This is a genomic window from Ferrovibrio sp., from assembly GCF_964218355.1.
Taxonomy (GTDB): Bacteria; Pseudomonadota; Alphaproteobacteria; order Ferrovibrionales; family Ferrovibrionaceae; genus Ferrovibrio.
Window position 1 is genome coordinate 105,242 of sequence record NZ_CAXPMC010000018.1, and the last position, 22,840, is coordinate 128,081.

At 68.3% G+C, this 22,840-nt stretch carries 26 protein-coding genes and 1 tRNA gene; 8 read left to right on the forward strand and 19 right to left on the reverse strand.

All coding sequences use genetic code 11. The features are described from left to right. Window positions 1-7: 7 nt before the first annotated feature. From ACEQZY_RS12485 to ACEQZY_RS12495, 3 genes are all read left to right on the forward strand, one after another. Window positions 8-958: a hydrogen peroxide-inducible genes activator gene (locus tag ACEQZY_RS12485; RefSeq protein ID WP_370154813.1), complete on the forward strand. Its 951-nt coding sequence runs from the start codon at window positions 8-10 to the stop codon at window positions 956-958. Continuing rightward, window positions 955-1,467: an N-acetyltransferase family protein gene (locus tag ACEQZY_RS12490; RefSeq protein ID WP_370154816.1), complete on the forward strand. Its 513-nt coding sequence runs from the start codon at window positions 955-957 to the stop codon at window positions 1,465-1,467. The genes ACEQZY_RS12485 and ACEQZY_RS12490 overlap by 4 nt, the downstream gene beginning before the upstream one ends. A gap of 76 nt (window positions 1,468-1,543) precedes the next feature. Continuing rightward, window positions 1,544-3,637: an ATP-binding protein gene (locus ACEQZY_RS12495; protein ID WP_370154819.1), complete on the forward strand. Its 2,094-nt coding sequence runs from the start codon at window positions 1,544-1,546 to the stop codon at window positions 3,635-3,637. An 81-nt stretch (window positions 3,638-3,718) separates the two neighbouring features. On the opposite strand, the gene ACEQZY_RS12500 is transcribed toward ACEQZY_RS12495, so the two are convergent. The 6 genes from ACEQZY_RS12500 to ACEQZY_RS12525 all read right to left on the reverse strand — a co-directional run bounded on the left by ACEQZY_RS12500 (window position 3,719) and on the right by ACEQZY_RS12525 (window position 8,782). Further along, a complete protein-coding gene (locus ACEQZY_RS12500) occupies window positions 3,719-4,561 on the reverse strand; it encodes a VacJ family lipoprotein (RefSeq protein WP_341703651.1) in 843 nt (280 codons plus the stop codon). A gap of 165 nt (window positions 4,562-4,726) precedes the next feature. Then, window positions 4,727-4,933 (reverse strand): DNA gyrase inhibitor YacG, encoded by a 207-nt coding sequence (gene yacG / locus ACEQZY_RS12505; protein WP_370154822.1) that lies wholly within the window; start codon window positions 4,931-4,933, stop codon window positions 4,727-4,729. Window positions 4,934-4,947: 14 nt separating this feature from the next. Then, window positions 4,948-6,522 (reverse strand): ribonuclease E/G, encoded by a 1,575-nt coding sequence (locus ACEQZY_RS12510; RefSeq protein ID WP_341703649.1) that lies wholly within the window; start codon window positions 6,520-6,522, stop codon window positions 4,948-4,950. Between the two features lie 4 nt (window positions 6,523-6,526). Beyond that, the gene (locus ACEQZY_RS12515; protein WP_370154825.1) at window positions 6,527-7,150 is read right to left on the reverse strand and encodes a nucleoside triphosphate pyrophosphatase; all 624 of its coding nucleotides are present in this window, start codon (window positions 7,148-7,150) and stop codon (window positions 6,527-6,529) included. 16 nt (window positions 7,151-7,166) lie between these two features. After that, the gene (gene infA / locus ACEQZY_RS12520) at window positions 7,167-7,385 is read right to left on the reverse strand and encodes a translation initiation factor IF-1 (RefSeq protein ID WP_341705752.1); all 219 of its coding nucleotides are present in this window, start codon (window positions 7,383-7,385) and stop codon (window positions 7,167-7,169) included. A 161-nt stretch (window positions 7,386-7,546) separates the two neighbouring features. After that, window positions 7,547-8,782: a GAF domain-containing sensor histidine kinase gene (locus tag ACEQZY_RS12525; protein WP_370154828.1), complete on the reverse strand. Its 1,236-nt coding sequence runs from the start codon at window positions 8,780-8,782 to the stop codon at window positions 7,547-7,549. 200 nt (window positions 8,783-8,982) lie between these two features. On the opposite strand from ACEQZY_RS12525, the gene ACEQZY_RS12530 reads away from it, so the two are divergent. Further along, entirely contained in the window at window positions 8,983-9,621 is a 639-nt protein-coding gene (locus ACEQZY_RS12530) for a VOC family protein (RefSeq protein WP_370154831.1), read from the forward strand. Here the strand turns inward: ACEQZY_RS12530 and ACEQZY_RS12535 are convergent. From ACEQZY_RS12535 to ACEQZY_RS12585, 11 genes are all read right to left on the reverse strand, one after another. Then, complete coding sequence (locus ACEQZY_RS12535) at window positions 9,618-10,355, reverse strand: SIMPL domain-containing protein (protein ID WP_370154834.1); 738 nt, start codon at window positions 10,353-10,355, stop codon at window positions 9,618-9,620. The two genes, ACEQZY_RS12530 and ACEQZY_RS12535, sit on opposite strands and share 4 nt — an antisense overlap. A 91-nt stretch (window positions 10,356-10,446) precedes the next feature. Then, entirely contained in the window at window positions 10,447-10,893 is a 447-nt protein-coding gene (locus tag ACEQZY_RS12540) for an arsenate reductase ArsC (protein WP_370154837.1), read from the reverse strand. 6 nt (window positions 10,894-10,899) lie between these two features. Then, window positions 10,900-11,391 carry a UPF0262 family protein gene (locus tag ACEQZY_RS12545; protein WP_341705238.1) on the reverse strand — a complete coding sequence of 164 codons (492 nt, stop codon included), beginning with the start codon at window positions 11,389-11,391 and terminating at the stop codon, window positions 10,900-10,902. Further along, window positions 11,388-12,701 carry a histidinol dehydrogenase gene (gene hisD, locus ACEQZY_RS12550; RefSeq protein WP_370154840.1) on the reverse strand — a complete coding sequence of 438 codons (1,314 nt, stop codon included), beginning with the start codon at window positions 12,699-12,701 and terminating at the stop codon, window positions 11,388-11,390. The genes ACEQZY_RS12545 and hisD overlap by 4 nt, the downstream gene beginning before the upstream one ends. Beyond that, window positions 12,691-13,362, reverse strand: a complete 672-nt coding sequence (gene hisG / locus ACEQZY_RS12555) for an ATP phosphoribosyltransferase (RefSeq protein WP_341705236.1) — start codon at window positions 13,360-13,362, stop codon at window positions 12,691-12,693. The genes hisD and hisG overlap by 11 nt, the downstream gene beginning before the upstream one ends. Next, window positions 13,362-13,865, reverse strand: a complete 504-nt coding sequence (locus ACEQZY_RS12560) for a DUF2948 family protein (protein WP_341705235.1) — start codon at window positions 13,863-13,865, stop codon at window positions 13,362-13,364. Before ACEQZY_RS12560 ends, hisG begins: the two co-directional genes overlap by 1 nt. A gap of 2 nt (window positions 13,866-13,867) precedes the next feature. Then, complete coding sequence (gene murA, locus ACEQZY_RS12565) at window positions 13,868-15,148, reverse strand: UDP-N-acetylglucosamine 1-carboxyvinyltransferase (RefSeq protein ID WP_341705234.1); 1,281 nt, start codon at window positions 15,146-15,148, stop codon at window positions 13,868-13,870. A gap of 101 nt (window positions 15,149-15,249) precedes the next feature. Next, complete coding sequence (locus tag ACEQZY_RS12570) at window positions 15,250-16,098, reverse strand: substrate-binding periplasmic protein (RefSeq protein WP_370154845.1); 849 nt, start codon at window positions 16,096-16,098, stop codon at window positions 15,250-15,252. Between the two features lie 66 nt (window positions 16,099-16,164). After that, on the reverse strand, window positions 16,165-16,719 hold the full coding sequence (dcd, locus tag ACEQZY_RS12575; protein ID WP_341705817.1) for a dCTP deaminase: 555 nt from the start codon (window positions 16,717-16,719) through the stop codon (window positions 16,165-16,167). A gap of 39 nt (window positions 16,720-16,758) precedes the next feature. Beyond that, complete coding sequence (locus ACEQZY_RS12580) at window positions 16,759-17,004, reverse strand: hypothetical protein (RefSeq protein ID WP_370154848.1); 246 nt, start codon at window positions 17,002-17,004, stop codon at window positions 16,759-16,761. Beyond that, the gene (locus tag ACEQZY_RS12585; protein WP_370154850.1) at window positions 16,997-17,665 is read right to left on the reverse strand and encodes a hypothetical protein; all 669 of its coding nucleotides are present in this window, start codon (window positions 17,663-17,665) and stop codon (window positions 16,997-16,999) included. The genes ACEQZY_RS12580 and ACEQZY_RS12585 overlap by 8 nt, the downstream gene beginning before the upstream one ends. Window positions 17,666-17,932: 267 nt before the next feature. On the opposite strand from ACEQZY_RS12585, the gene ACEQZY_RS12590 reads away from it, so the two are divergent. The 3 genes from ACEQZY_RS12590 (at window position 17,933) to ACEQZY_RS12600 (ending at window position 21,056) form a co-directional block, all read left to right on the forward strand. Next, window positions 17,933-18,007, forward strand: a tRNA-Thr gene (locus tag ACEQZY_RS12590). A gap of 179 nt (window positions 18,008-18,186) precedes the next feature. Beyond that, a complete protein-coding gene (locus ACEQZY_RS12595) occupies window positions 18,187-20,418 on the forward strand; it encodes a lysylphosphatidylglycerol synthase domain-containing protein (RefSeq protein WP_370154853.1) in 2,232 nt (743 codons plus the stop codon). A gap of 65 nt (window positions 20,419-20,483) precedes the next feature. Beyond that, window positions 20,484-21,056, forward strand: a complete 573-nt coding sequence (locus tag ACEQZY_RS12600; RefSeq protein ID WP_370154856.1) for a PAS domain-containing protein — start codon at window positions 20,484-20,486, stop codon at window positions 21,054-21,056. Window positions 21,057-21,087: 31 nt separating this feature from the next. Here the strand turns inward: ACEQZY_RS12600 and ACEQZY_RS12605 are convergent, their stop codons facing one another. Continuing rightward, complete coding sequence (locus ACEQZY_RS12605; protein WP_370154859.1) at window positions 21,088-21,456, reverse strand: hypothetical protein; 369 nt, start codon at window positions 21,454-21,456, stop codon at window positions 21,088-21,090. Window positions 21,457-21,679: 223 nt separating this feature from the next. Here ACEQZY_RS12605 and ACEQZY_RS12610 point away from each other — a divergent pair, with 223 nt between their 5' ends. Further along, on the forward strand, window positions 21,680-21,943 hold the full coding sequence (locus tag ACEQZY_RS12610; protein WP_370154862.1) for a hypothetical protein: 264 nt from the start codon (window positions 21,680-21,682) through the stop codon (window positions 21,941-21,943). 84 nt (window positions 21,944-22,027) lie between these two features. Here ACEQZY_RS12610 and ACEQZY_RS12615 read toward each other — a convergent pair whose 3' ends face one another. After that, complete coding sequence (locus ACEQZY_RS12615) at window positions 22,028-22,567, reverse strand: PAS domain-containing protein (protein WP_370154865.1); 540 nt, start codon at window positions 22,565-22,567, stop codon at window positions 22,028-22,030. Between the last annotated feature and the right edge of the window lie 273 nt (window positions 22,568-22,840).

Here is a 22,840-nt window from a genome sequence, read left to right on the forward strand (position 1 = left end):
GGCGGCAATGATCAATCTTCCCACCCTGCGGCAATGGCGCTATCTGGTGGCGCTGGCGGAAATCCGCCATTTCGGCAAGGCTGCCGAAGCCTGCCTGGTCACCCAGTCGACCCTCTCGGCGGGCATCCAGGAACTGGAAACCCAGCTCGGCGCCGCCCTGGTCGACCGCACCAAGCGCAAGGTGGTGCTGACCCCGCTGGGCGAGGACCTCGCCGCCCGTGCCCGCGAATTGCTGCGCGAGGCCGAGGAGATGGTGCTGCTGGCCCGGGCCGCCGCGGCACCGCTGACCGGACCGCTGCGACTGGGCGTCATCCCGACCATCTCGCCCTTCCTGCTGCCGCGCGTGCTGCCGGCGCTGCGGCGGCGCTTTCCCGACCTGCGGCTGTTCCTGCGCGAGGACCTGACGGCGCGGCTGGTCGACCTGCTGCTGGCGGGCAAGCTCGACCTGCTGCTGATCGCCCTGCCCTACGAGGGCGGCGCCATCGACACCCTGCCGCTGTTCGACGATGCCTTCGCGCTGGCCTGCCGCAGCGATCATGTCCTGGCGAAGCAGGCCGGGCCGGTCCGGCTCGGCGATCTGGCCGATACCCAGCTGCTGCTGCTGGAGGACGGCCACTGCCTGCGCGACCATGCGCTGGCGGCCTGCCGGCTGCCGCCCTCGCCGCGCCGCGACGGCTTTGCCGCCACCTCGCTGCATACGCTGGTGCAGATGGTCGACAGCGGCCTTGGCGTCACGCTGCTGCCGCAGCTGGCGCTCGCGGCCGGTATCCTGCGCGGGACCGATGTGGTGACGCGGCCGCTGGCCGGCGATGGCGGCGGCCGGACCGCACCGGCACGGCAGATCGGCCTGGCCTGGCGGCGCGGCACCCAGCGTGCCGATGAATTCCGGCTGTTCGGCAACGCCCTGCACGAAGCCATGGACAAGACCGCCGCGACACAGGATTCCACCGCATCATGACCCGCACCCTGATCCGGCCGGCACAGCCTGCCGATGCCGCAACCATCATCGCGCTGGTGACGGCACTCGCGGAATACGAGAACGAGCCGCTGTCCAGCGTGAAGATCACGCCGGCCGACGTGCTGCGCGACGGCTTCGGGCCGGAGCGGCGCTTCGAGGCGCTGATCGCCGAACTGGACGGCAAGCCCGTCGGCTTCGCGCTGTTCTTCCACAATTACTCGACCTGGGAAGGCCGCGCCGGCATCTATGTCGAGGACCTGTTCGTGCTGAAGGAGGCGCGCGGCCACGGCCTCGGCCGGCAGCTGATCACGGCGATTGCCGCGATGGCCGATGCGCGCGGCTGCAAGCGGATCGACCTCAATGTGCTGGACTGGAATCCGACCCGCGATTTCTATCACCGGCTCGGCATCGCCCACATGAAGGAGTGGCTGCCCTACCGCATGACCCAGCCGGCCATCGCCGCCCTGGCGGCACAGGCCGATGCGGCCTGGTTCCCGCAGCTGCGCTGACCGGACCGCCGGGATTTCCTGCCGCGCCAAAGTGTGAGAGAGTGGAGGCCGGAACAATCAGTGATTGCAGATGGTGTTGCCGAACAGTCCTCCGCATACCCAGCGTGCCGGCCGTACGCGTAATCCGATCCCCCGCGGCTTCATGGCGGTCGTCGCCATCGTCGCGGTGCTGCTGGGCGCCATCATCGGACTGACCGTCCTGCTGGTGGTGAACACCCATGACAGAACCCGGCTGCAGGCCGACCTGCAGATGCGCTATATCACCCGCACGGCGGCCGACTATATCCGCCGGCAGATCGATATCGCCGATGTGCTGATCGACCTGACCGGCGCCGAGGTGGCCGAGCGCCTGCGGTCCGCAGTCCTGCCCAGCGAAACCCTGATCGAAGCCCTGAGCCGCCGGGTCGACACCCTGCCGCAGGTCAGTGCCGTGCATGCCTATGACCACAGGGGCATGCTGTGGCTGTCCACCGGCACCGAACCGATGCCGCTGGACGTATCCGGACTGGAGCCGTTCCAGCGGCTGCGGGCCGGCGAGCATTCCCGGCTGGCAGTGCAGAGCGGCCCCGGCGCGCCGGCATTGCTGCGCCTGGCGCGGCGCATGAGCCTCGCCGACGGCAGTTTTTCCGGCATCATCATCGCCACCATGGATCTCGACGCCTTCGACGCGCTGGACCGCCGCAACCTTCCGGTCGCGGTGCGGGGGCTGGCGGTGATCAGCGACGACGGGCCGCTGGTCTTCGGCCAGCCCTATGCGGCAGCCGTGGAGCTGGCCGGCCTGACCAACTTCCTCAGCGACGAGGCTGACGGCCATGTGGCGATCGACGCCAGCGACCTGTACTGGGCGCGGGTCGCCCATCTGCCGCTGACCGTGCTGGTGCAGACCGCGACCGGCAGCGGCGCGCCCGACTGGTACAGCACGGCGGCCGGCTATGCCATGGTGATCGGCCTCGTCATGATTGCCGCCATTGCGGCATTGTGGGGCGCCTGGCGGCAGCTGCGCCAGCGCGCCGCATCGGAAGCCCTGCTGCGCGGCTTGATGAACAACCCGCCGATCATCATGGCCCTGCAGGATGCCGCCGGCCGCTATCTGATGGTCAACCGCCATTACTGCAACCTGCTGGGCCGCCAGGAAGGCGAGCTGATCGGCCGCACCTCGTACGATGTTTTCCCGCCGCGTGTCGCCGGCCTTTACGAACAGCAGATCCGCGAAGCCATCGATGCCGGCCGGCCGCTGGTCTTCGACACCGCGGCCCGCCAGCGCAGCGGCGAGATCCGCCAGTTCGTGCTGATCCGCTTCCCGATCTATGACGATGCGGGTCGCCTGCTGGCCGTCGGCGGCATCGGCATCGATATCAGCGAACGCAAGCAGCTGGAGGAGGCGCTGCGCGAGCATGCGGCGGAGCGCGAGCGGCTGGCCATGAACTTCGCGCAGCAGCGCGAGCTGGCCGAAACCGCCAACCGGGCCAAGAGCGAGTTCCTCGCCCATATGAGCCACGAGCTGCGCACGCCGCTGAACGCCATCATCGGCTTTTCCGACATCATCGCGAGCCGGATGCTGGGAAACAGCTCGGCGAAATACTTCGAATATGCCGACGACATCAGCCGCAGCGCCCATCACCTGCTCGGCGTCATCAACGACATCCTCGATGTCTCGCGCATCGAAAGCGGCAAGCTGGCCTTCGAGCCGGATTTCCACCGGCTGCACGATCTGGTCGAGGACAGCCTGCGGCTGGTGCAGGGGCGTGCGCGGGACGGCGGCATCGTCCTGAACAACGCCCTGCCCGCCGACTGGCCGGAGGCGAAGGTCGATGCGCGGATGGTCAAACAGATCCTGATCAACCTGCTGGGCAACGCCGTGAAGTTCACGCCGTCCGGCGGCCGCATTGCCGTCGATGGCCAGCGCCAGGCGGACGGCGCCGTCACCCTGCGGGTCAGCGATACCGGGCCGGGCATTCCGGCCGATCATCTGCCGCGGCTGTTCGAGCCGTTCTGGCAGGCCGCCGCCGGCATCCGCCGCAGCGAGGGCAGCGGCCTCGGCCTCAGCATCTGCCGCAAGCTGATCGAGCTGCATGGCGGCAGCATCACCATCGAATCGGCCATGGGGGCCGGAACCACGGTGATCGTGCGCTTTCCGGCCGGCACCATGAAGCCCGCCAGATCTTCCTAGGCTGCCGTCCACGCCGTGACGGAAACGAAAACGGCGCGCCCCCTGCGGGGCGCGCCGTCCGGTCCGTCGGGGCCGGCTGCGTTACTGCTGCAGCGGCCGGGTCTCGATGTCGCGGCCATCCGCCGCCGACAGGCTGAGGGTCGGCGCCACCGGCTGCTGGCGCGGGCGGCGGTTGTTGATCTCGTCGGCACGGCGCTGGCGGTAGACGCTGCGCAGCGTGACGTAATAGTCCAGCGAGGTCTTTTCCAGGTTGTCGAGGGTGTCGAGCAGCTCGGCACGGCTGTCGATGCCGCTGACCGCCATGCGGGCCCAGATCCAGCCGTCACGGTCGGTGTTGCGCAGGTACCAGTTCAGCGGATCGATCAGCGAATCGACGCCCAGGCCGACCAGGTCGCGCGGGCTGGACGGGCCGATCACCGGAATGAACAGGTACGGACCCTCGCCGCTGCCCCAGACCGCGAGGGTCTGGCCGAAATCCTCGGTATGCGGGGCGACGCCGAACCACTTGTCGGCGGCATCGTAGGTGCCGAGCAGGCCGACGGTGCTGTTGATGGCAAAACGCTCGACGGTCTGGCCGGCGCGGCCCAGCTCGCCCTGCATCAGGTCGTTGGCCAGGATCACCGGGGTCTTCAGGTTGACCAGGGCATTGTGGATGCCGGTCTGCACCGGCACCGGCACGATGATGCTGTAGACGAAGGCGACCGGCTTGAGCAGCAGGTTGTCGATCACCTGGTTCAGCTCGAACAGCGCACGGTTGACCGGCTCGAGCGGGTCATTCATCGCCTCGAAATCGGCCTTGCCCTGCGGGTCCTGCGGCGCAGAGGCGCAGCCGGCCAGCAGGCCCGCCGAGACGACGGCGGTCAGGGCGAGACGCTTCCAGTCGGAAAAGCCTGCGGAATGGGGCGAACGCAAGGCTGCGATCATGGTTCTATGACCTCTTTATACTTTTACGCCATACGGTTATCGGGCATCCGGGAGACGGTGGCAAGCCGAATCCCGGGCCCCTTTATGCAACCCGTCACAGTGCTGGCGTTATTTGCCGCCACTGGTGCGAAACTGCAACAGCGGCCGGCGGCGGCTTGCGGCCGCTCAGTGCAGGCGGCCGGCCGGCCCGTCTGCCTGCCCGCCTTCCGGCAGGTTTTCGTCCATGTCGGGATCATCCAGCTCAACCGCCGGTATGGTATAGGCTTCCTTCAGCCAGCGATTGAGGTCGACATCGGCGCAGCGCGGCGAGCAGAAGGGGGTGTGTTTCTGCACCGCCGGCTTGCCGCAGATCGGACAGGCCTTTCCGGTCATCCCCGCCCGCCCCCCTAACGGTCGGCCCGGCCGACGGAAAATCCGTCGCGGCGGCGGCCGGGCTCGCCGGTGACCGCCACGCTGGTGCCGATCTGCCGCTCGAACCGGGCTTTCAGGTCGCCGTCGACAAGGGCGGCAAGGTCGGGGGCACAGCGGATGTCGAGCCGGATGCCGGGCGGGCCGGCGGCGGCCTCGCGCCCCGCCTGGCGCAGCAGTTCGGCCAGCACGGCGGGCAGCGAGGGCAGATGGCCATCGCCATGGCAGGCCGGGCAGGATTCGAACAGCCGGGTGGCCAGCGGCTCGCCGATCCGCTTGCGGGTCATCTCGACCAGGCCCAGCGCCGACATGCCGAGGACTTTCGTGGGCGCCGGATCGCGGGCCAGCGCCTGGCGCAGGGCATTCACCGTCTGCGCGCGGAAGGCGGCGCTGTCCATGTGCAGGAAGTCGATCACGATGATGCCGCCGATGCCGCGCAGGCGCAGCTGGCGGGCGATCTCGGCGGCGGCCTGCAGATTCACCTTCAGCGCCATCTCGTCGAAATCGCCGCCGCCGCGCGACGAGCCGCGGCCGGAATCGACGTCGATGGCGGTCAGCGCCTCGGTCTCGCCGAAAATGATGGCGCCACCCGATGGCAGCTCGACCCGCCGCGCGCTGGCATGGGCGATGTCGTCCTCGATGTCGAACAGCGAGAACAGACCGGCCGGATCGTCGAAGCGTTCCAGACGGCCGACATGGTCGGGCGCATGCTCGAACAGCCAGGCACGCGCCTCGGCGAAGCCGGCGGCGGCATTGACGCGGATGCGGTCGAGCCGGGCACCGACATAATCGCGCAGGGCGCGGCCGACCGGGCCCATCTCGCGCCACAGCTCGGCCGGCACGGCGGAGGCTGCGGCGGCCTTGGCGCGGCGCTCCTCGATGGCGATCCAGCGCGCATAGAGGCGTTCGAGATCGGCAGACAGATCGTCCTTGCCGATGCCGTCGGCATTGGCATTGACCACGCAGCCCATGGATCGGCGGCGCTCGCCCTTCCGGCGGTCGTCGGCAGACGCCATCTTCACCTGGCTGACGCGGCGGTCGCCGGCGCGGCGCTGCAGGCGCGCCGCCACTTCCAGCGGCGTCTGGTCGGCCAGCGCCAGCAGGCTCTGCATCACGGCGGCGAGCCGCATGCGTTCGGCATCCTGGGCGATGCGGCGGGTGACGCGGACGGCCGGATCGAACGGCGTCAGCGACAGGAAACGGCCGGGCAGCGCGATCTGGCCGGTCAGCTTGACGCCCTTCTCGCCGACCGGATCGCGGATCACCTGCACCAGGACGGTTTCGCCCTCGTGCAGGCATTGCTCGATCGGCTTGCCGGCATCATCCGCGTCGCGCAGATCGGCGCGGGCGAGAAAGCCGTCGCGGCTCAGCCCGATATCGACATAGGCGGCCTGCAGCCCCTTCTCGATCCGCCGCACGCGGCCGAGGAAGACCGCGCCCAGCGCCGAATCGCGCTCGGGGCGTTCGAGGTCGAGATGCACCAGCCGGTCTTCCTCGACCAGCGCCACCCGCGTTTCGGTCAGGCCGACATCGATCAGCAGTTCGTTCGCCATCGAATCACTTATAGCCGTTTTCCGGCCGCAGCGGGTAGCCGAAGCCGTCCAGCAGCTGGGCCGTCTCGGCCAGCGGCAGGCCGACCACGTTGCTGTAGGAGCCGCCGATCCATGGCACGAAGGCGGCGGCGCGGCCCTGGATGCCATAGCCGCCGGCCTTGCCCTCGCCCTCGCCGCAGGCGGCATAGGCGGCGATCTCGGCGGCCGACAGCCGCTTGAAACGCACGATGGTCTCGGCCAGGCGGGTCTGGCGGCGGCCGTCGGGATGGCACAGCACCAGCCCAGTCAGCACCCGGTGGCGGCGGCCCGACAGCAGGGCGAGGCAGGCCCGGACCTCGGCGGCATCCGCCGCCTTGGGCAGGATGCGGCGGCCGAGCGCCACCACCGTATCCGCGGCCAGCACCAGCGCATCGGGGCGCAGGGCGGCCACCGCGGCGGCCTTCCCCGCGGCCAGCCGCAGGGCCAGCGCGCGCGGCAATTCGCCTTTGCCGGGGGTTTCGTCGAGTTCGGCAGGCAGGATTTCCGTCGGCGTCACGCCCATCTGCGCCAGCAGGTCGCGGCGGCGCGGCGAGGCCGACGCCAGGACAAGGGACACGGGGGATGCCGGAATGGACGGAGTCCCGGCCATGACAGCCCCGGCCGGCTTACTTGAAGCGGAAGGTGATGCGGCCCTTGGTCAGGTCGTAGGGGGTCATTTCCACCATGACCTTGTCGCCTGCCAGCACGCGGATGCGGTTCTTGCGCATCTTGCCCGAGGTATGCGCCAGCACCTCGTGGTCGTTGTCGAGCTTGACCCGGAACATCGCGTTGGGGAGCAACTCCTCCACCACGCCGGGGAATTCCAGCAATTCTTCCTTCGCCATTCCGCCTCTGATTTGAACGGGATACGGGGCAGGCCGGATGGGTGGCCGGCCGCTGCACTGCGCCGCCCGGCGGCGCGGGCCAGAACATGCGCGCGCGGGGGCGGAAAATCAAGCGTGGGCTGCGCGGCAGCCGCCCCACCCCCGGGAACAGACCGGGAATATCAGTCCGCGGCGCTGCCGGAGAGCGGGAAGACCATGGTCGCCGTGGTGCCGCTGCCCAGTGTGCTGTCGATCAGCAGCCGGCCGCCATGCAGGCCCATCAGCCGGCGCGAAATGGCCAGCCCGAGGCCGGTGCCCTGGCCGCGCTCGTTCTTCGGGCCGGCCTGGTAGAAGGCCTCGCCCAGCCGGGCGAGGTCGGCCGGCGCGATGCCGGGGCCGTCATCGGCCACCATGATGCGGATCTCGCCGCCGCCGGATTCGCCGCGTACCACGATGCGGCCTTCGGACGGCGTGAACTTGATGGCGTTGGAAATCAGGTTCAGCAGCACCTGGCGGAAGGCGCTGCGGTCGGCCTGCAGGACCGGCAGGCCATGCAGCGAGGCATCCATCACCAGCGACAGGTCGCGCTGCCGCGCCTGCGCCAGCAGCAGCGAGATCACCGCATCGGCTTCGTCGACCACCGTCAGGCTGTCGGGCTGCAGCACCAGCTTGCCGGCCTCGATGCGGCTGAGATCGAGAATGCTGGTAATCACCTCGAGCAGATGGGCACCCGCCTGGCGGATCAGGCCGGCATAGTCGTGGTAATGCGGATCGCCGAGCGGACCGAAGGATTCGCTCTGCAGCATCTCGGAAAAACCGATGATGGCATTCAGCGGCGTGCGCAGCTCGTGGCTCATGAAGGCAAGGAACTCGCCTTTCGAGCGCGAGGCCAGCATCGCCTCCTCGCGTGCCGCCTCGGTTTCGGCCAGCGCCCGGTGCAGCTCCAGCGCATCGGTGACCAGCAGGCCGAATTCGCGCAGCTGGTTGCGGGCATCCGCGTCGAAGCGGCGCGGCGCGGCATCGAATATCGCCAGGGTGCCGATGCGGTGGCCTTCGGCGGTGGTGATCGGCGCCGCCGCATAGAAACGCAGGCCGCCTTCCGCGGTGACGAAGGGGTTGTCGGCGACCCGGGCATCCTGCGTCGCATCCTCGATGACGCAGACCTCGTCCTGCATGATCGCCCAGGCGCAGAGGCCGTGTTCGCGCGGCACTTCCCGCATGGCGATGCCGATATGCGCCTTGAACCACAGCCGGTCGGCATCCACCATCGAGATCATGGCGCCGGCCGTGCCGAAGACGCGCGCCGCCAGCTGCACCAGCCGGTCGAAGCGCGGATCATAGGGCGTGTCGAGAATGGCGAAGCGGCGCAGGGCGCCCTGGCGGGCGGCTTCGTCAGGCGGCAGTGGCGCGGCGGGCAATCGAATTCCCTCTGAAGACGCCCCTAGATAGCCTTCGTCCGCCCCCTGAGCAACCCCCTCTTGATGCGGCCGGCGCACACTGCGGCGCGGCCATATACCTGCGCGGGAATCTTCCCCAGCCGCGGCAGCCTGACCGGAGGCCTGGCCGGCGGCCGCCGGAGGCTGGACCGGCGCGGTGCTTCGCGCCTATGACAGACCGCATGCTGCAGCTGGACCACATTACCATCCTTGCACCCTCGCTGCCGGAGGGCGTCGCCCATGTGCGGGACTGTCTCGACATCGATGTCCCGTTCGGCCGGCAGCACCAGGATATGGGCACCCATAATCATCTGCTGCGCCTGGGCGACGCCCTTTACCTGGAGATCATCGCGATCAATCCCGGCGCGCCGCGCCCGGGCCGGCCGCGCTGGTTCGGCCTCGACGACCAGCCTGCCGTGCGGGCGGCATGGGATGACGGCCGGCGCCTGCGCGGATGGGTGGCCCGCACCACCGATATCGACGGCGCGCTGGCCGGGCATGAAGCCATCCTCGGGCGCAAGGTGCGCCTGACGTCCGGCGACGCGGTCTTCTTCTTCGCGATTCCCGAGGATGGCGCGCTGCCCATGGCCGGCGCGGCGCCCTCGGTGATCGACCGGCAGGGCCGCCCGCCGCCGGTTGCCGCCATGGCGGATTTCGGCGCAACGCTGCAGTCGCTGGTGATCGAGCATCCGCAGCCGGCGCAGATCCGGGCGCTCTACGATGCGCTCGACATCGACACGCCGCCCACGGTCCGCGCTGGCGGGCAGCTGCGCTATCTGGCCTCGATCGGCACGCCGCGCGGGATCAGGCAGCTGTTCTAGGGCCGGCGCAGGATCGCCTCGCCATCGACGGTGATGCTGAGAGTCTGCTCGCCCGGTGCCGCCACCGGCGGAGCACCGGCCACCATGCGGTCGGCCTTCATCGCCTGCATCATCATCGGCCGGGCAAGCCCGCCGCCGTTGATGCCGACCCGGTGCCAGCCGGCGAAGCGCAGGCCGAGCACGCCGGCCGCCTGTTCGGCCCGGGCGGTCAGGCGCCGCAGGGCCTCGGCCGTCATCTCGTCCTGGCCGGCGCGCTGCTGGGCGCGGGAAACCATGAAGCCGAGATCCTGCAGCAGCAGGCCCTCCTTCTGCAGTTCGCCCACCGCCGCCAGCAGCCGGTCGCTGTCCTGGCCGGTCAGGGTCACGCTCTGCTGGGCATGCCACTGCGCCGGCGGCGGCTTGGCGCCGGCCGGCAGGCTGGCCGGGCGCGGCGGGGTTTCCTGCCAGGTGCGATAGCCGCCGGTCTCCACCTCGATGCCCATGGCGCGCAGCATCGCCAGCGCCCTGGTCATCGCGGCATTCACGCCGGCCTGGGCGGCGGCGGCGCTGTCGGAGACCGCTTCGGCTGCCACCCGCGCCCGCATGGTATCCGGCGTGACGTCGCGCTCGGCGGATTCGCTGAGGCTGAGCAGGGTGGCATCGGCAGGCAGGCTGCGCTCCTGCGCGGCAGCGGCAACCGGCGGCAGGGCGAGGGCGGCAAGAACGGCAAGTATGGAAAGGCGGCGCAGGGCCATGGCGGAACTCCGGCTTGTGACTGGGCAGTCCCTCATCCTAGCGGGAAAACCGTGGCGGATTTGCGGCGGAACCGCGCGAAGCCGCACGGCCTCAGCCCGGCATCACCGGCCGGCGGGAGAACCGCTCGCGGATGCGTTTCTGCAGGGTGTCGCGCACCTCGCGAAAGGCGGCCAGCCGCTGTTCGCGGGTGCCTTCCACGATGGACGGATCGAAGGTGTTCCAGAATTCGACATCGCAGGCCATGGTGCGGGTCATGTCGACGGCGGTGTGCTGCGCTTCCGGCGACAGCGAGACGATCAGGTCGAAGGAGCTGTCCTCGAGATCGTCGAAGGTCTTGGAACGGTGTTTCGAGATGTCGATGCCGATCTCGTCCATCACCTCGACGGCCAGCGGATCGACCTTCTGCTGGCGCACGCCGACCGAATCGACGAAGACCTGCTTCGGGTAGAGCGCCTTCAGCATGCCCTCGGCCATCGGGGAGCGCACGCTGTTCATGGTGCAACAGAACAGCACGCTGCCGGGGAGCCGATCGCTCATGCGGGCTTACCGGATATGCAGGACGCAGATGAGGGTGAACAGCCGGCGGGCGGTATCGAAATCGGTGTCGATCTTGCCCTTCAGCCGCTCGCGCAGCAGTTCCGATCCCTCGTTGTGCACGCCGCGGCGGGCCATGTCGATGGTTTCGATCTGCGACGGACTGGAGCGCTTGATCGCCTGGTAATAGCTGTCGCAGATCTCGAAATAGTCCTTGATGATGCGGCGGAACGGCGACAGCGCGAGGATGATCTTGCCCAGCGGCGACGCTCCATCGTCGCGGATATCGAAGACCAGCCGGTTCTCCTCGATGGCCAGCACAAGGTGGAACGGCCCTTGTCCCTCATGGGCACCGACCGGCGAGAACACGTTCTGCTCCAGCAGGTCGAAGATGGCGACGCGCTGCTCGTGTTCGATATCGGCATTGCGGCGCACCACGCTGCGCTCGTCGAGTTCGACCCCGACAAGGTGGTGGCTGGCCGGTGGCGCCTTCTCCGTCATGCCGTGCCCTTGCCCGCAGCGCCGGACAGGCGGATCGCGACCGACAGCGCATGGCCGTGCAGCCCCTCGGCCTCGGCCAGCGCCACGGCGGCCGGGCCGATCCGTTCTAGCGAGGCCTGATCACACTGCACCAGCGTCGTGCGCTTCATGAAATCAAGCAGGTTGAGGCCCGAGGCATAGCGAGCCGCACCGGCGGTGGGCAGCACGTGATTGGGGCCGGCGACATAATCGCCGATCGCCTCGGGCGTGTGGCGGCCGAGAAAGATGGCCCCGGCATGGCGCACCCGGGCCGCCAGCGCCTGCGGATCGTCGATGGCGAGTTCGAGGTGCTCGGGCGCGATCGCATCCACCAGCGGCGCGGCATCGGCGAGGTGCTTCACCGTGATCAGCGCGCCGAATTTCTCCCAGCTTGCCGTGGCGATGCCGCTGCGCGGCATGGTCGAGAGCTGCTGGCGCACGGCGGCGCCCACTTTGCCGGCGAAGGCGGCATCGTCGGTGATCAGCACCGACTGCGCCACCTCGTCATGCTCAGCCTGGCTGAGCAGATCGGCGGCGATCCAGGCCGGGTCGTTCCGCGCATCGGCCACCACGAGGATTTCCGACGGGCCGGCCGGGTTGTCGATGCCGACCTGGCCGAACACCATGCGCTTGGCGGTGACCACGAAGCTGTTGCCGGGACCGGTGATCTTGTCGACCGGAGTGATGCTTTCGGTACCGTAGGCCAGCGCGGCCACGGCCTGCGCCCCGCCCATGCGATAGGCCTCGGTAACCCCGGCCAGCTTCAGCGCCGCCATCACCAATGGATTGAGCGCGCCGTCGGGCGTGGGCACGGCAACGACGACGCGGCGCACCCCGGCCACCACGGCGGGAATCGCATTCATCAGCACGGAAGACGGATAGGCCGCCTTGCCGCCCGGCACATAGAGGCCGACGGCATCCAGCGCGGTCCAGCGATGGCCGAGCTTCACGCCCTGCGCATCCGTGTAGAAATCGTCGGTCGGCTTCTGCTTCGCGTGGAAGGCACGGATACGCCCCGCCGCAGTCTGCAGCGCCTGCATGGTGGCGGCATCGACCTGGGCGGCGGCGGCGTCGATTTCCGCCTGACTGATGCGCAGGCCGAGCCTGGCGCTGTCGACCCGGTCGTATTTCAGGTTCAGCTCGTGCAGGACCGCGTCGCCGCGCCGGCGCAGATCGGCGATGATCTGCGCGACGGCGGCCGAGACATCGGCCTCGGCATCGCGCTTCGCCTTCACCATCGCATCGAAGCGGCGGGTGAAGTCCGGATCGGCGGCATTCAGTTCAACGGGCATCGACGGCCTTCCTGAATCGGTCCAGCCAGCCGCCGACCTCGGCGGGGCGGGTCTTGAGCGCGGCCCGGTTGACCACGAGGCGGGAAGTGACCCTGGCGATCACCTCCACCTCGACCAGGCCATTCGCCTTCAAGGTGGCGCCCGTCGAGACAAGGTCAACAATGCGCCGGCACAGGCCGAGCGTCGGCGCCAGTTCCATGGCGCCGTTCAGCTTGATGCATTCCGCCTGCACGCCGCGATCGGCGAAGTATTTCTGCGTCACATGCGGATATTTGGTGGCCACCCGCACATGGCTCCAGCGCTTCGGGTCGTCGCCGGCCGACAGTTCGACCGGCTCGGCCACCGACAGCCGGCAATGGCCGATATCGAGATCGAGCGGCGCATAGATTTCGGGATAGTCGAATTCCATCAGCACGTCGTTGCCGGCGACGCCGAGCTGGGCGGCGCCGAAGGCGACGAAGGTGGCGACATCGAAACTGCGCACCCGGATCAGCTCCAGCTCCGGATGGTTGGTGGCGAAGCGCAGCTTGCGGCTGTTCTCGTCGGAGAAATCCGGTTCCGGCTCGATGCCGGCCGCCCGCATCAGCGGCATCACCTCCTTGAGGATCCGCCCCTTGGGCAGGGCCATCACCAGCTTCGTGTCGCTGACCGCGGGACTCATCACTCTTCCTCGACCTTGTGCTGCGGGGCGCGCCGCACCGGAAACGGCGTGCCGATATCCTGCATCTGCGCGTCGATGCATTCGACTTCGAGCCGGATCGCGGCGCCGCCGGCAAAGACCAGAGTCAGCACCGCGCCGGGATTCTCCACGTCACCCGCCGGCGCGGCCATGATCGACAGCAGCTCCAGCACCGCCCGGCCATCGCCGCGGTCGATGCCGCTGGTCTGCACCTTCAGAACGCCGTCGAAATGCAGGCCGGCGGCCACGCGTATATGCGGGTCGATGCGGATCAGCCGGCGCTTCGCATCGGCATTGCGCTCGTCCTCCCAGCGGAAGCGGTTCAGCACCAGCGCGAAGCGGCGCTGCTGCGGCTGGAAGGTCATGTCGGCACAGCGCAGGGTGGCATCCTGCAGGCAGGCGGCCAGCACGGTCAGGTCCTCGGCATCCTCGGCGCGCAGGCGCAGGGGCTGGAAGCGGGCCGTCTGTGCGGGGCTGCCGGCCATGCTCAGTCCTTCAGCCGCTCGATCTGCGCGCCGCAGGCGGCGAGCTTCTCTTCCAGCCGCTCGTAGCCGCGGTCGAGGTGATAGACGCGGTTGACGACCGTCTCGCCCTCGGCAGCCAGCCCGGCCAGCACCAGCGACACCGATGCCCGCAGGTCGGTCGCCATCACCGGGGCGCCGGTCAGCTTCGGCACGCCGCGCACCAGCGCCGAGGCACCGTGCACCACGATATTGGCACCCATGCGCGCCAGTTCCGGCACATGCATGAAACGGTTCTCGAAGATCGTCTCGGTGATCATCGAGGCGCCCTCGGCCACCGTCATCAGCACCATCACCTGGGCCTGCATGTCGGTGGGAAAGCCGGGATAGGGCTGGGTCAGGAAATCGACACCCTTCAGGCGGCTGCCGTTGCGCGCGATGGTGATGCCGCGCGGGCTTTCGCCGATCTCGCAGCCGGCCTCGCGCAGCTTGTCGGCCACCGCCTCGATCAGGTCGAGCCGCGTGCCGGTCAGTTCGACGCGGCCGCCGCAGATGGCCGCCGCCGCCGCATAGGTGCCGGTCTCGATACGGTCGGGCACGATGTGATGGGTACCGCCATGCAGCGATGGCCGGCCATGCACGGTGAGATGTTCGCTGCCGATCCCCTCGATGCTGGCGCCCATGGCAACCAGGCAGTGGCAGAGATCGGTGATCTCGGGCTCGCGCGCCGCATTCTCCAGCACCGTGGTGCCTTCGGCCAGGGCGGCGGCCATGAGCAGATTCTCGGTGGCGCCGACCGAGACCATCGGAAAGCGGATCACCGCGCCCTTCAGGCCGGCCTTGGCCGTCGCCTTGATATAGCCGCCCTCGACCGCGATCTCGGCGCCGAGCGCCTTCAGGCCCATGATATGCAGGTCCACGGGCCGCGTGCCGATGGCGCAGCCGCCGGGCAGGGACACTTCCGCCTCGCCGAAGCGCGCCAGCAGCGGGCCGAGCACCAGCACGGAGGCGCGCATCTTGCGTACGAGATCGTAGGGCGCCACCGTCGAGGTGATGGTGGCGGCATTCAGGTCGATGGTGCGCCCCTCCGGGGTACCGTTGCCGCCATTCATCGAGACATCGACGCCATGCTGCTGCAGCAGATGCGCCATGGTGGCGATATCGGCCAGATGCGGCACGTTGGACAGGGTCAGGGTGTCGGCGGTCAGCAGGCTGGCCGCCATCAGCGGCAGGGCGGCATTCTTGGCCCCGCCGATGGCGATGCTGCCCTCCAGCGGGCGGCCGCCGCGCAAGCGAATTCTATCCATAAACCTTTGATCCATAAAGCGTTCCGGCCGAAAAGCCGGAACGGCGCAACACTGGTTCATGCTTGTCTATCCCAAGCCGGGCCGAATCGCCAGTGCGGGGGCTAGTTTCCCGGCCGGGCGGCCCGGGGCGGGCGGCTGCGGGCCTTCAGCTCGCTGAGGCCGACGCCGATATGCTGCCGGTAGATGCGGTCCACCGCCCCGTCCGCGAGCATGCTGCCGATGGCCGCATCCACCTTCCGCGCCGCCTCCAGCTGCGCCGGCGCGAACAGCGGGTAGAGCGCCGCCATGCCATGGGCGGGCAGCAGCGGGCGGACGGCATCCTCCAGGCCCAGCCGGATCGCGGTCCAGCGCAGGGTGATGTTGTCGCCATAGGCCGCCGCCTGCCGCCCGGCGACGAGGCTGCGGATCTGCCCGGCCTCGCTGTCCAGCCGGACATAATCCGGCTGTGCCGCCGCAGTCTCGTCGAGCGGATACTGCCAGCCATGCACGAGGCTGACCTTCCGGCCGGCGAACGCGGCAGGGTCCGACGGACCGAGACGCGCATCCTCGGCCAGGACCCAGAAGCTGTAGAAGGAGGTCACGTAGGAATGGCGGCCGGAAACGAATTCCTCCCGCGGCGCGCCGTCCATGGCGGCATCATACATGCCGCCGGCGACGCCGGTCAGGCAGCGTTTCCACGGCAGTTCGGCAAACTGCGCCGCAAAGCCGGCCCGCCGGGCCGCCTCGCGCAGGATGCCGACCGACAGGCCCTGCGGTTCACCATCCTGCAGGAATGTGTAGGGGGCCCATCTGGTGAAGCAGAAGCGCAGCGGCGTATCCGCCGCATGGCTGGCCGGCGGCAGCAGCACAAGAAGGGTGGCGAGGCCGCAGGCGGCAGCGCGCAGCCGGCGGGCCGGCCGTGACAGGGCAGCGAAGCGCGGTCCGCTGTTCGGGGAGGAGCGCCTGTGCATGGGCCGAGCCTAGGCCAAATCGCCCGCTGCGGCCAGTTTCCCGGCCCGGCCGGCGGCAAGGCGGGCCTAGAGCTTGGGCAGGGTGACGCCGCGCTGGCCCATGTATTTGCCGGCCCGGTCGGCGTAGGACGTCTCGCAGGGCCGGTCGCCCTGCAGGAACAGGAACTGGCAGGCGCCCTCGTTGGCATAGATCTTCGCGGGCAAAGGCGTGGTGTTGGAGAATTCCAGCGTCACATGGCCTTCCCATTCCGGTTCCAGCGGTGTGACATTGACGATGATGCCGCAGCGGGCATAGGTGCTTTTCCCCAAGCAGATCACCAGCACGTCGCGCGGAATGCGGAAATATTCCACCGTGCGCGCCAGCGCGAAGGAATTCGGCGGAATCACGCAGACATCGGTCTCGCGGTCGACGAAGGAACTCGGCGAGAATTCCTTCGGGTCGACCACGGCGCTGTCGACATTGGTGAAGATCTTGAACTCGCGGGCCACCCGGGCGTCGTAGCCGTAGGAGGACAGGCCGTAGGAGATGGTGCCCTCGCGCTTCTGCGCCTCGACGAAGGGTTCGATCATGCCGTGCTCGCGCGCCATCTGGCGGATCCAGATATCGGACATCACGGACATGCGGAAACTCCCCCGGGCTTGCGGAACTGGCAGTCCCGGTTACGCGCCGCCGTCCTCGCGGTCAAGCCCCGGACGGGCCGGGACAGGGCCGGCGGCATCGGCACCAGCATCGGCATCGCGGGCATCGGCATCGCGGGCATCGGCATCGCGGGCATCGGCATCGCGGGCGCGGCCCTGCTGCTTGCGGCGGGCGAGGTTGGCGCGCAGCTTCGCCGCCAGCCGCGCCTCGCGCGCGGCCGCATCCAGTTCGGCCCAGCTGCCGCCGGGTTTCACCGGATCAGGCATGCAGCGCCACCGGTGCATCTCCCGGTGCATCTCCGGGGCCGGCCGCCTCGATCCGGCCGGCATCGGCCAGCAGCTGCCGCACGGTGGCAACCAGTTCGGCCGGCGGCGGCGCCACCGCGGCGGCATTGCCGGCCCGGGCCAGGGCCGAGTTGCGGTAGCGGGGATCGTCGGTGACCTCGGCGCCGATCCAGGCGGGCAGCCGGACCGGATAATCGAGGCGCGGCAGCTCGATCTCGGCCAGCCAGAGGCCGTGATGGCGTTCGAGGAAGCGGTCGATCTCCCAGACCAGCACGCGGCCGGCGGCATCCTTCTGCGGCAGCCGGTAGCGGATCTTGCTGATCAGGCTGTCGGGCGGCAGGCTGGCCAGCATGCGGCCGGCGAAATCATAGGCCACCGCCACCTCGATCTCGCGGCGGGCGGCCCCGGCCTCCTGGCTTTTCAGGGTCAGCCAGGCCCGCGCGCCGCCATCGGCGGCCACGGCGGTGCGCAGCCGCACCGACCAGCCCGCGATATCGGCGAAATAACCCTGCACCATCGGCTGGCCGGCCAGCCCGGCAGCGATCCCCGTGTCCAGCAGCAGGAACTTGCGCTCGATCTCGGTGCCGACAGCGGGCGGCGCGGGATCGGCGGGGCCGGATGCGGGGAATTCTGGGCCGGTCATGCAGGCTCCGGGAAAGCGGAGCCCAGCGATAGCCAAGCCGGCCGGGCTGAGTCAAGCCGGGCGGCAGACCCGCGACAGCATGCCCCGGACCCGGCGGCAGGTGACAGCCGGATTCTGCCGGATTGCCGCGGAAATCAGGTCAAAGGCAGACCGCCGTCGAAATCCGCCCCGTCGCGCTTGCGTCATCCCGCCGCCTGTGGCAGTTTCCGCGCCCGACGCCGACCGGGTCCACGATGCGCCCCGCTGCCGGCTGTCCGTATCGGCCGGGCTGCCGTAGCTCAGTGGTAGAGCACCTCATTGGTAATGAGGAGGTCGACAGTTCAATCCTGTCCGGCAGCACCAGTCCGCCCACCGCACATCACCGCACTTGGCGCCCGCCGGCTGGCAGACCGGCAGGAACGGGGCCGATTTTACCGTTCTGCCGCAGGTTGTCGGTCGCGCTCCTTTGGTGCAAAACACATGCACGGTGGTCGGGGTGATCGCCGGCACCCACGACGCTCCCTCTCTGCGGGCTCCGCCCCATGCTTTCGCGCAAACTTTTCCGCATCGGCCTGATCGCCCTGGTGTCCGGTGTCAGCTTCTTTGCGGCCATTTACGTGGTCGGAACCGACACCATCGTCAGCACCCTGGGCAACATCGGCGGCCGCGCAGCCCTGCTGGCCGGCCTGCTGATCCTGCTGAATACGGCGCTGGTGTTCTTCCGTTTCCGCTCGGTCCTCGGCAGCTTCGGCTATACCCCGCCCTGGCGCGATGCCCTGCTGGCTTTCACGGTCGGACAGGTATCCAACCAGGTCCTGCTCAATATCGTGGGTCAGAGCCTGAGCCGGGCCGCGGCCCTGAAGGCCGCGCAGATCCCGGTCGGCGTATCCGTGCTGGCCACCTACTGGGAGCGTGTCATTGCCGCCGGCCTGCTGTTCCTGTTCAGCCTGGGCGGCGCCTTCTTCCTGTTCCTGCGGATCGGCATCGACCTGGAAAGCGGCGGCACCTATCTGCTGTCGCTGCTGGCCGGCATCGTTCTCGTTTTTGCGGTGAATTTCGCACTGCTGCTGACCCGTCCGGCGGTGCGCGGGCAGATCCGCCAGCTGCCCCGGCAGCTGCTGCGCTTCTGGCCGGCACTGCTGCTGACGCTGGCGGCACAGGCCTGCATGCTGCTTGCGTATCTGGTCCTGCTGGCGGATTACAGCCAGCCGGTTTCACCCGGCGTTGTCGCCGCGCTGACGATCGTGATGTTCACGGCCAGCCTGCCGATCAGCTTTTCCGGCTGGGGCATCCGCGAGCTGAGCGCGGCCCAGGCGCTGGCAGTGGTCGGGGTCAGCTCCTCGACCGCGGTCGCCGGCGCCGTTGCCATCGGCCTGCTGTCGCTGCTGGTGACACTGGCCGGCGGGATACTCGGGGCATGGCTTTTCGCCCAGGCCCGGCTGGCATCCGCCACCACTGCCCGCCCTGCGGCCGAAGCCGAGACACCCATCAACCATGACCACTGGCTGGGCATCGTTGCCGGCGGCGCCGTATTCCTCAGTGCCATTCTGGTGTATTTCCAGATCCGGCTGCCGACTGCCAATGCCGAGGTAACCGCGAATGCCGCCGATATCCTGGCACTGACCGGCCTTGGCATGCTGCTGCTGCTCGCCTGGCTGCATCGCAGCTTCCGCCCGCTGCCGGCTTTTCTGATCTGGGCACTGGGTGCCATTTCACTGCTGCTGCTGTTCAGCCTTGGCGTCGGCTACCTGCGTTTCGGGTCGAATGACTGGGCGCTGATGAACCGCGGCTTCGGCTGGGTGGTCATCACCGGGTATGTCGCCCTCGGTGCGCTGATGGCCCTGACACCCCGCAACATCATCAATGCCATGCTGCAGGCCTTTACATTGTCCGGGGCAACCATTGCCGCCCTGCAGCTGGTGCTGATGCTGTATGCCCTGTTTATCGACACCCTGCCTGCCGACATGCTCAGCATGCCGCTCAGGGGATATGCCGGAAACTCGAACGCCTTTGCCTTCCAGATGGTCATGGCCGCCGCGGCCACCATCGCACTGAGACATGCCGTGTCTTTCAGGATGCCGCAGTATCTGAGCAATGCGGCCCTCCTGGTCATCCTTGCCGCCATCCATTATTCCCATTCGCGCGCCGGCATGGGCATGATGGCCATTCTCATCATTGTCATGATGGTTTTTTCGCCCCCGGAGCGGCGCCGGCAAGCCTTCGTCACCGCCGGATATCTGTGCGGCGCCTATCTGCTGCTGCTGCTGCTGCCGTCGATACTGGCTTATGCGCAGACCCTTCTGAACTCTTTCGATCTCAATCGCAGCGTCAGTGCCTACCTGTCCCTGCCCCTGCGTCGCGATTCCTCCGACAGCGAGCGCTGGCTGACCATTGTCCAGGGCTGGGACCTGTGGCTGCAGCATCCGGTTCTCGGCAATGGCCTGGGCGCCTATGTGCAGGGGCGGATCGAGGCCGGGCAGCAGTTCCTGGTCATCCATTCGGTTCCGGTCTGGCTGCTGGCGGAAACCGGGCTTCTCGGCCTGCTGGTCCTGACCGTCGTGCTGATCCTGTTCGTCAAGACCGCCTTCGAGGCGATGGGCCGCCCTCAGACCCTGGCCTGGGGCCTCGGCCTGCTGATCATCCTCGCATGTATGACGGCGTCCGGCCTGGTCCACGACTTCTTTTTCCAGCGGCCCTTCTGGTTCCTGCTCGGCCTGTTCATCGCAGCGGCCGTCCGCCAGGATGACGGCGAGGCCGGTGCAATCAAATCCTGACGCGCGGCCGGGTTTATGTCGTATCATTCCGGCCATGAGATCGGCCGGGCGGGGACCGAACGAGCATGGGTGACGACGGGCAGGTCCTCTTCACCGACGACCCGACCCTGTCGGCCGTGGCCCGGTACTGGGCGGCGCGGCGCAGGGGCCAGCCGATGCCGGACCGCACCGACATCGATCCACTGCATCTGCCGCCCTCGGTATGGCCCAACCTGCTGCTGACCGAGCCGGTCGCCGGATCGGCGGCGGCGCGCTACCGACTGGTCGGCACTGCCCATGTCGAACGCTACACCTTCGATTTCACCGGGCGCACCACGGCGGAAATCATGCAGGGCAGCTATCGCGACTACATGGAGCGCATCTACGCCACGACCCTGCAGGAGGGCGTTCCGGTCTATTCCGAAAGCGTGTTCCGCTGGGATGCCAGCGGCTATGCCTTCACCCGCCGGCTGATGCTGCCCCTGCGCCATGGCGGACCATCCGCGGCGCTGGTTTTCAGTGCGCAGGTCTGGCCGAGCGAACTGCCGGTGCATCCGCGTTCGATCACCGATCTCAGCGGCACCGGCGGGTTCCGTGACGGGTTCTTCATCGCCCTCGACCCGGACACGTTCCTGCCGCGCGACACCCGGGACTTATGACGCCAGCACCCGCGCACCGGGCGCCGTGCGATCAGGGCGCGCGGAAGGTTTCCTGGTAGCGCGTGAGGATGCGCAACCGGGTCGGGCCGCGATTGATCGCCTGCACCGCCGCCCGGCCATAGCTGGCATTGAGTTCGACCGTGCCGGAGGGCGGAATCTCGATGACGCTGTTGGCCGGCGCGCCCAGTTCGAGGCGGCCGGGCTGGTCGCCCAGATTGCTGATCGTCACGGCGGTGTAATTGCTGCGCTCGCCGGTATCGATGCTGCCCGCCGCACCCGGATCCAGCAGTGTCAGCCCGGCCTGTGCCGGCCCGGCTGCCATGGCCGCCAGCATCGCGGCAAGGGCCAGCGCCGGAAGGCGCCGCCGCCTGGCCGGCCGCAGATGACGCAATACGATCATGATCGGGGTCCTTCCTGACATATCGATGACCGTCCCGCTATCTGGAGCGCGCCGCGACAAAAGCCAGTGCGGGCGCCGGCGGAGAATATTCGCTACCCAGTGTTGCTGGTGAATACCTGGTATTCTCGCCGGCCTAGTAGGTTGCACAACCGCAATAAACTGTTAGGCATTTTACTTATGATGGCATACGATTATTGCATCGCTGCACAAGAGGAGAACACCCATGGGCCAGCGATTCCCGTTTGCCAATTTCTCCATCGATGGCAAGACCGTGACCCTGATCATGGTTGCCGAGGCCGGCGTCGCCACACCGGAAATGGCGCAGCGGTCGATGGCTGCCTTCAAACAGCGCCTGCAGAAGGATGACGTCGTTCTGGTCGCCCAGGGCGTCAGCCTGGCGCCGACCTACATCGGCGCCAAACCCTATGTCGACAAGCTGAAGAACATGCCGCTCGGCAAGGTGAACTGGAGCCAGGTCGAAATGTGACGCCGCGGCGGCCATGCCGCCGCCGCATTCGCCCTCACCGGCCGGCCCGCTCCCCGGAGCGCCGCAGATCCTCGTTGCAGATTCTCATTGCAGGGTTTCATAGGCGTCACGCTCGAAGGTCGCGACATCGCTGACCGTGATCTCGTGTTCCTCCAGCTGGCTTGGATTGCGGGTATTGATGGCGCCATCCAGCTTGATGCAGCCGAGCAGATGGTCGATCCGCTCGCCGTCATCCGACAGCGGCAGCAGCAGCCGCGAATAACGGATATAGGGCCGCCCGGCCAGATGCAGCGTATTGCAACGGTAATGCACCTTGCGCTCGAAGGCGGCGATGCAGAAACCCTCGTCGAAGAATTCCCGCAGCGGCGACCGTAACGCCTCGTCCAGCCACAATCCGTGCAGCCGCGTCTGCACCAGGTCTTCGACCTGCTGGCCGGCGAGGCGGTAGCGGAAGCGCTGCTGTCCGTGGTCGACCTCGATGACGAACATCATCGGCAGCAGCCGCGGCAGTTCGGTCGGATTGATGCTGCTGCGCGGCGGCGGGAACCGGCTGGTCTTCTTGGACAGCCAGTAACGATACAGACCGCGCAGGCCTTCCTCGTCGATCTTGTCGGCAAACCGCATGGATTTCTTCCGCTGCGTGATCAGGTCACTGATAATACTGCCGCTTGCGCCCCCGTCGGCAAGGCTTTGTCACAGTCAGTTCTCTCCCGGGCGTCCGATTTAATCGATCTGGCCGATCATATCATGCAGAAGCATGGATTCCCCCAATGGACAGGCCGGCCGGAGGCGATCCAGCGCCGCCTGCATCCGTCGCAACGGAAAGCGGCCGAGATCGGAAGAGCACACGTCTGAACTCCAGTCACCGATTGAAATCTCGTATGCCGTCTTCTGCTT

Coding starts and splice junctions, on each gene's coding strand:
- ACEQZY_RS12600 (WP_370154856.1), top strand. CDS start 20,484: ATGGGTGACGACGGGCAGGTCCTCTTCACCGACGACCCGACCCTGTCG.
- ACEQZY_RS12515 (WP_370154825.1), bottom strand. CDS start 7,150: ATGGCCGGGACTCCGTCCATTCCGGCATCCCCCGTGTCCCTTGTCCTG.
- murA (WP_341705234.1), bottom strand. CDS start 15,148: ATGGATAGAATTCGCTTGCGCGGCGGCCGCCCGCTGGAGGGCAGCATC.
- ACEQZY_RS12490 (WP_370154816.1), top strand. CDS start 955: ATGACCCGCACCCTGATCCGGCCGGCACAGCCTGCCGATGCCGCAACC.
- ACEQZY_RS12585 (WP_370154850.1), bottom strand. CDS start 17,665: ATGACCGGCCCAGAATTCCCCGCATCCGGCCCCGCCGATCCCGCGCCG.
- dcd (WP_341705817.1), bottom strand. CDS start 16,719: ATGTCCGTGATGTCCGATATCTGGATCCGCCAGATGGCGCGCGAGCAC.
- ACEQZY_RS12595 (WP_370154853.1), top strand. CDS start 18,187: ATGCTTTCGCGCAAACTTTTCCGCATCGGCCTGATCGCCCTGGTGTCC.
- yacG (WP_370154822.1), bottom strand. CDS start 4,933: ATGACCGGAAAGGCCTGTCCGATCTGCGGCAAGCCGGCGGTGCAGAAA.
- ACEQZY_RS12610 (WP_370154862.1), top strand. CDS start 21,680: ATGGGCCAGCGATTCCCGTTTGCCAATTTCTCCATCGATGGCAAGACC.
- ACEQZY_RS12605 (WP_370154859.1), bottom strand. CDS start 21,456: ATGATCGTATTGCGTCATCTGCGGCCGGCCAGGCGGCGGCGCCTTCCG.
- ACEQZY_RS12485 (WP_370154813.1), top strand. CDS start 8: ATGATCAATCTTCCCACCCTGCGGCAATGGCGCTATCTGGTGGCGCTG.
- ACEQZY_RS12510 (WP_341703649.1), bottom strand. CDS start 6,522: ATGGCGAACGAACTGCTGATCGATGTCGGCCTGACCGAAACGCGGGTG.
- ACEQZY_RS12545 (WP_341705238.1), bottom strand. CDS start 11,391: ATGACGGAGAAGGCGCCACCGGCCAGCCACCACCTTGTCGGGGTCGAA.
- ACEQZY_RS12570 (WP_370154845.1), bottom strand. CDS start 16,098: ATGCACAGGCGCTCCTCCCCGAACAGCGGACCGCGCTTCGCTGCCCTG.
- ACEQZY_RS12580 (WP_370154848.1), bottom strand. CDS start 17,004: ATGCCTGATCCGGTGAAACCCGGCGGCAGCTGGGCCGAACTGGATGCG.
- hisD (WP_370154840.1), bottom strand. CDS start 12,701: ATGCCCGTTGAACTGAATGCCGCCGATCCGGACTTCACCCGCCGCTTC.
- ACEQZY_RS12530 (WP_370154831.1), top strand. CDS start 8,983: ATGCTGCAGCTGGACCACATTACCATCCTTGCACCCTCGCTGCCGGAG.
- ACEQZY_RS12615 (WP_370154865.1), bottom strand. CDS start 22,567: ATGCGGTTTGCCGACAAGATCGACGAGGAAGGCCTGCGCGGTCTGTAT.
- ACEQZY_RS12540 (WP_370154837.1), bottom strand. CDS start 10,893: ATGAGCGATCGGCTCCCCGGCAGCGTGCTGTTCTGTTGCACCATGAAC.
- ACEQZY_RS12535 (WP_370154834.1), bottom strand. CDS start 10,355: ATGGCCCTGCGCCGCCTTTCCATACTTGCCGTTCTTGCCGCCCTCGCC.
- infA (WP_341705752.1), bottom strand. CDS start 7,385: ATGGCGAAGGAAGAATTGCTGGAATTCCCCGGCGTGGTGGAGGAGTTG.
- ACEQZY_RS12560 (WP_341705235.1), bottom strand. CDS start 13,865: ATGGCCGGCAGCCCCGCACAGACGGCCCGCTTCCAGCCCCTGCGCCTG.
- hisG (WP_341705236.1), bottom strand. CDS start 13,362: ATGAGTCCCGCGGTCAGCGACACGAAGCTGGTGATGGCCCTGCCCAAG.
- ACEQZY_RS12500 (WP_341703651.1), bottom strand. CDS start 4,561: ATGATCGCAGCCTTGCGTTCGCCCCATTCCGCAGGCTTTTCCGACTGG.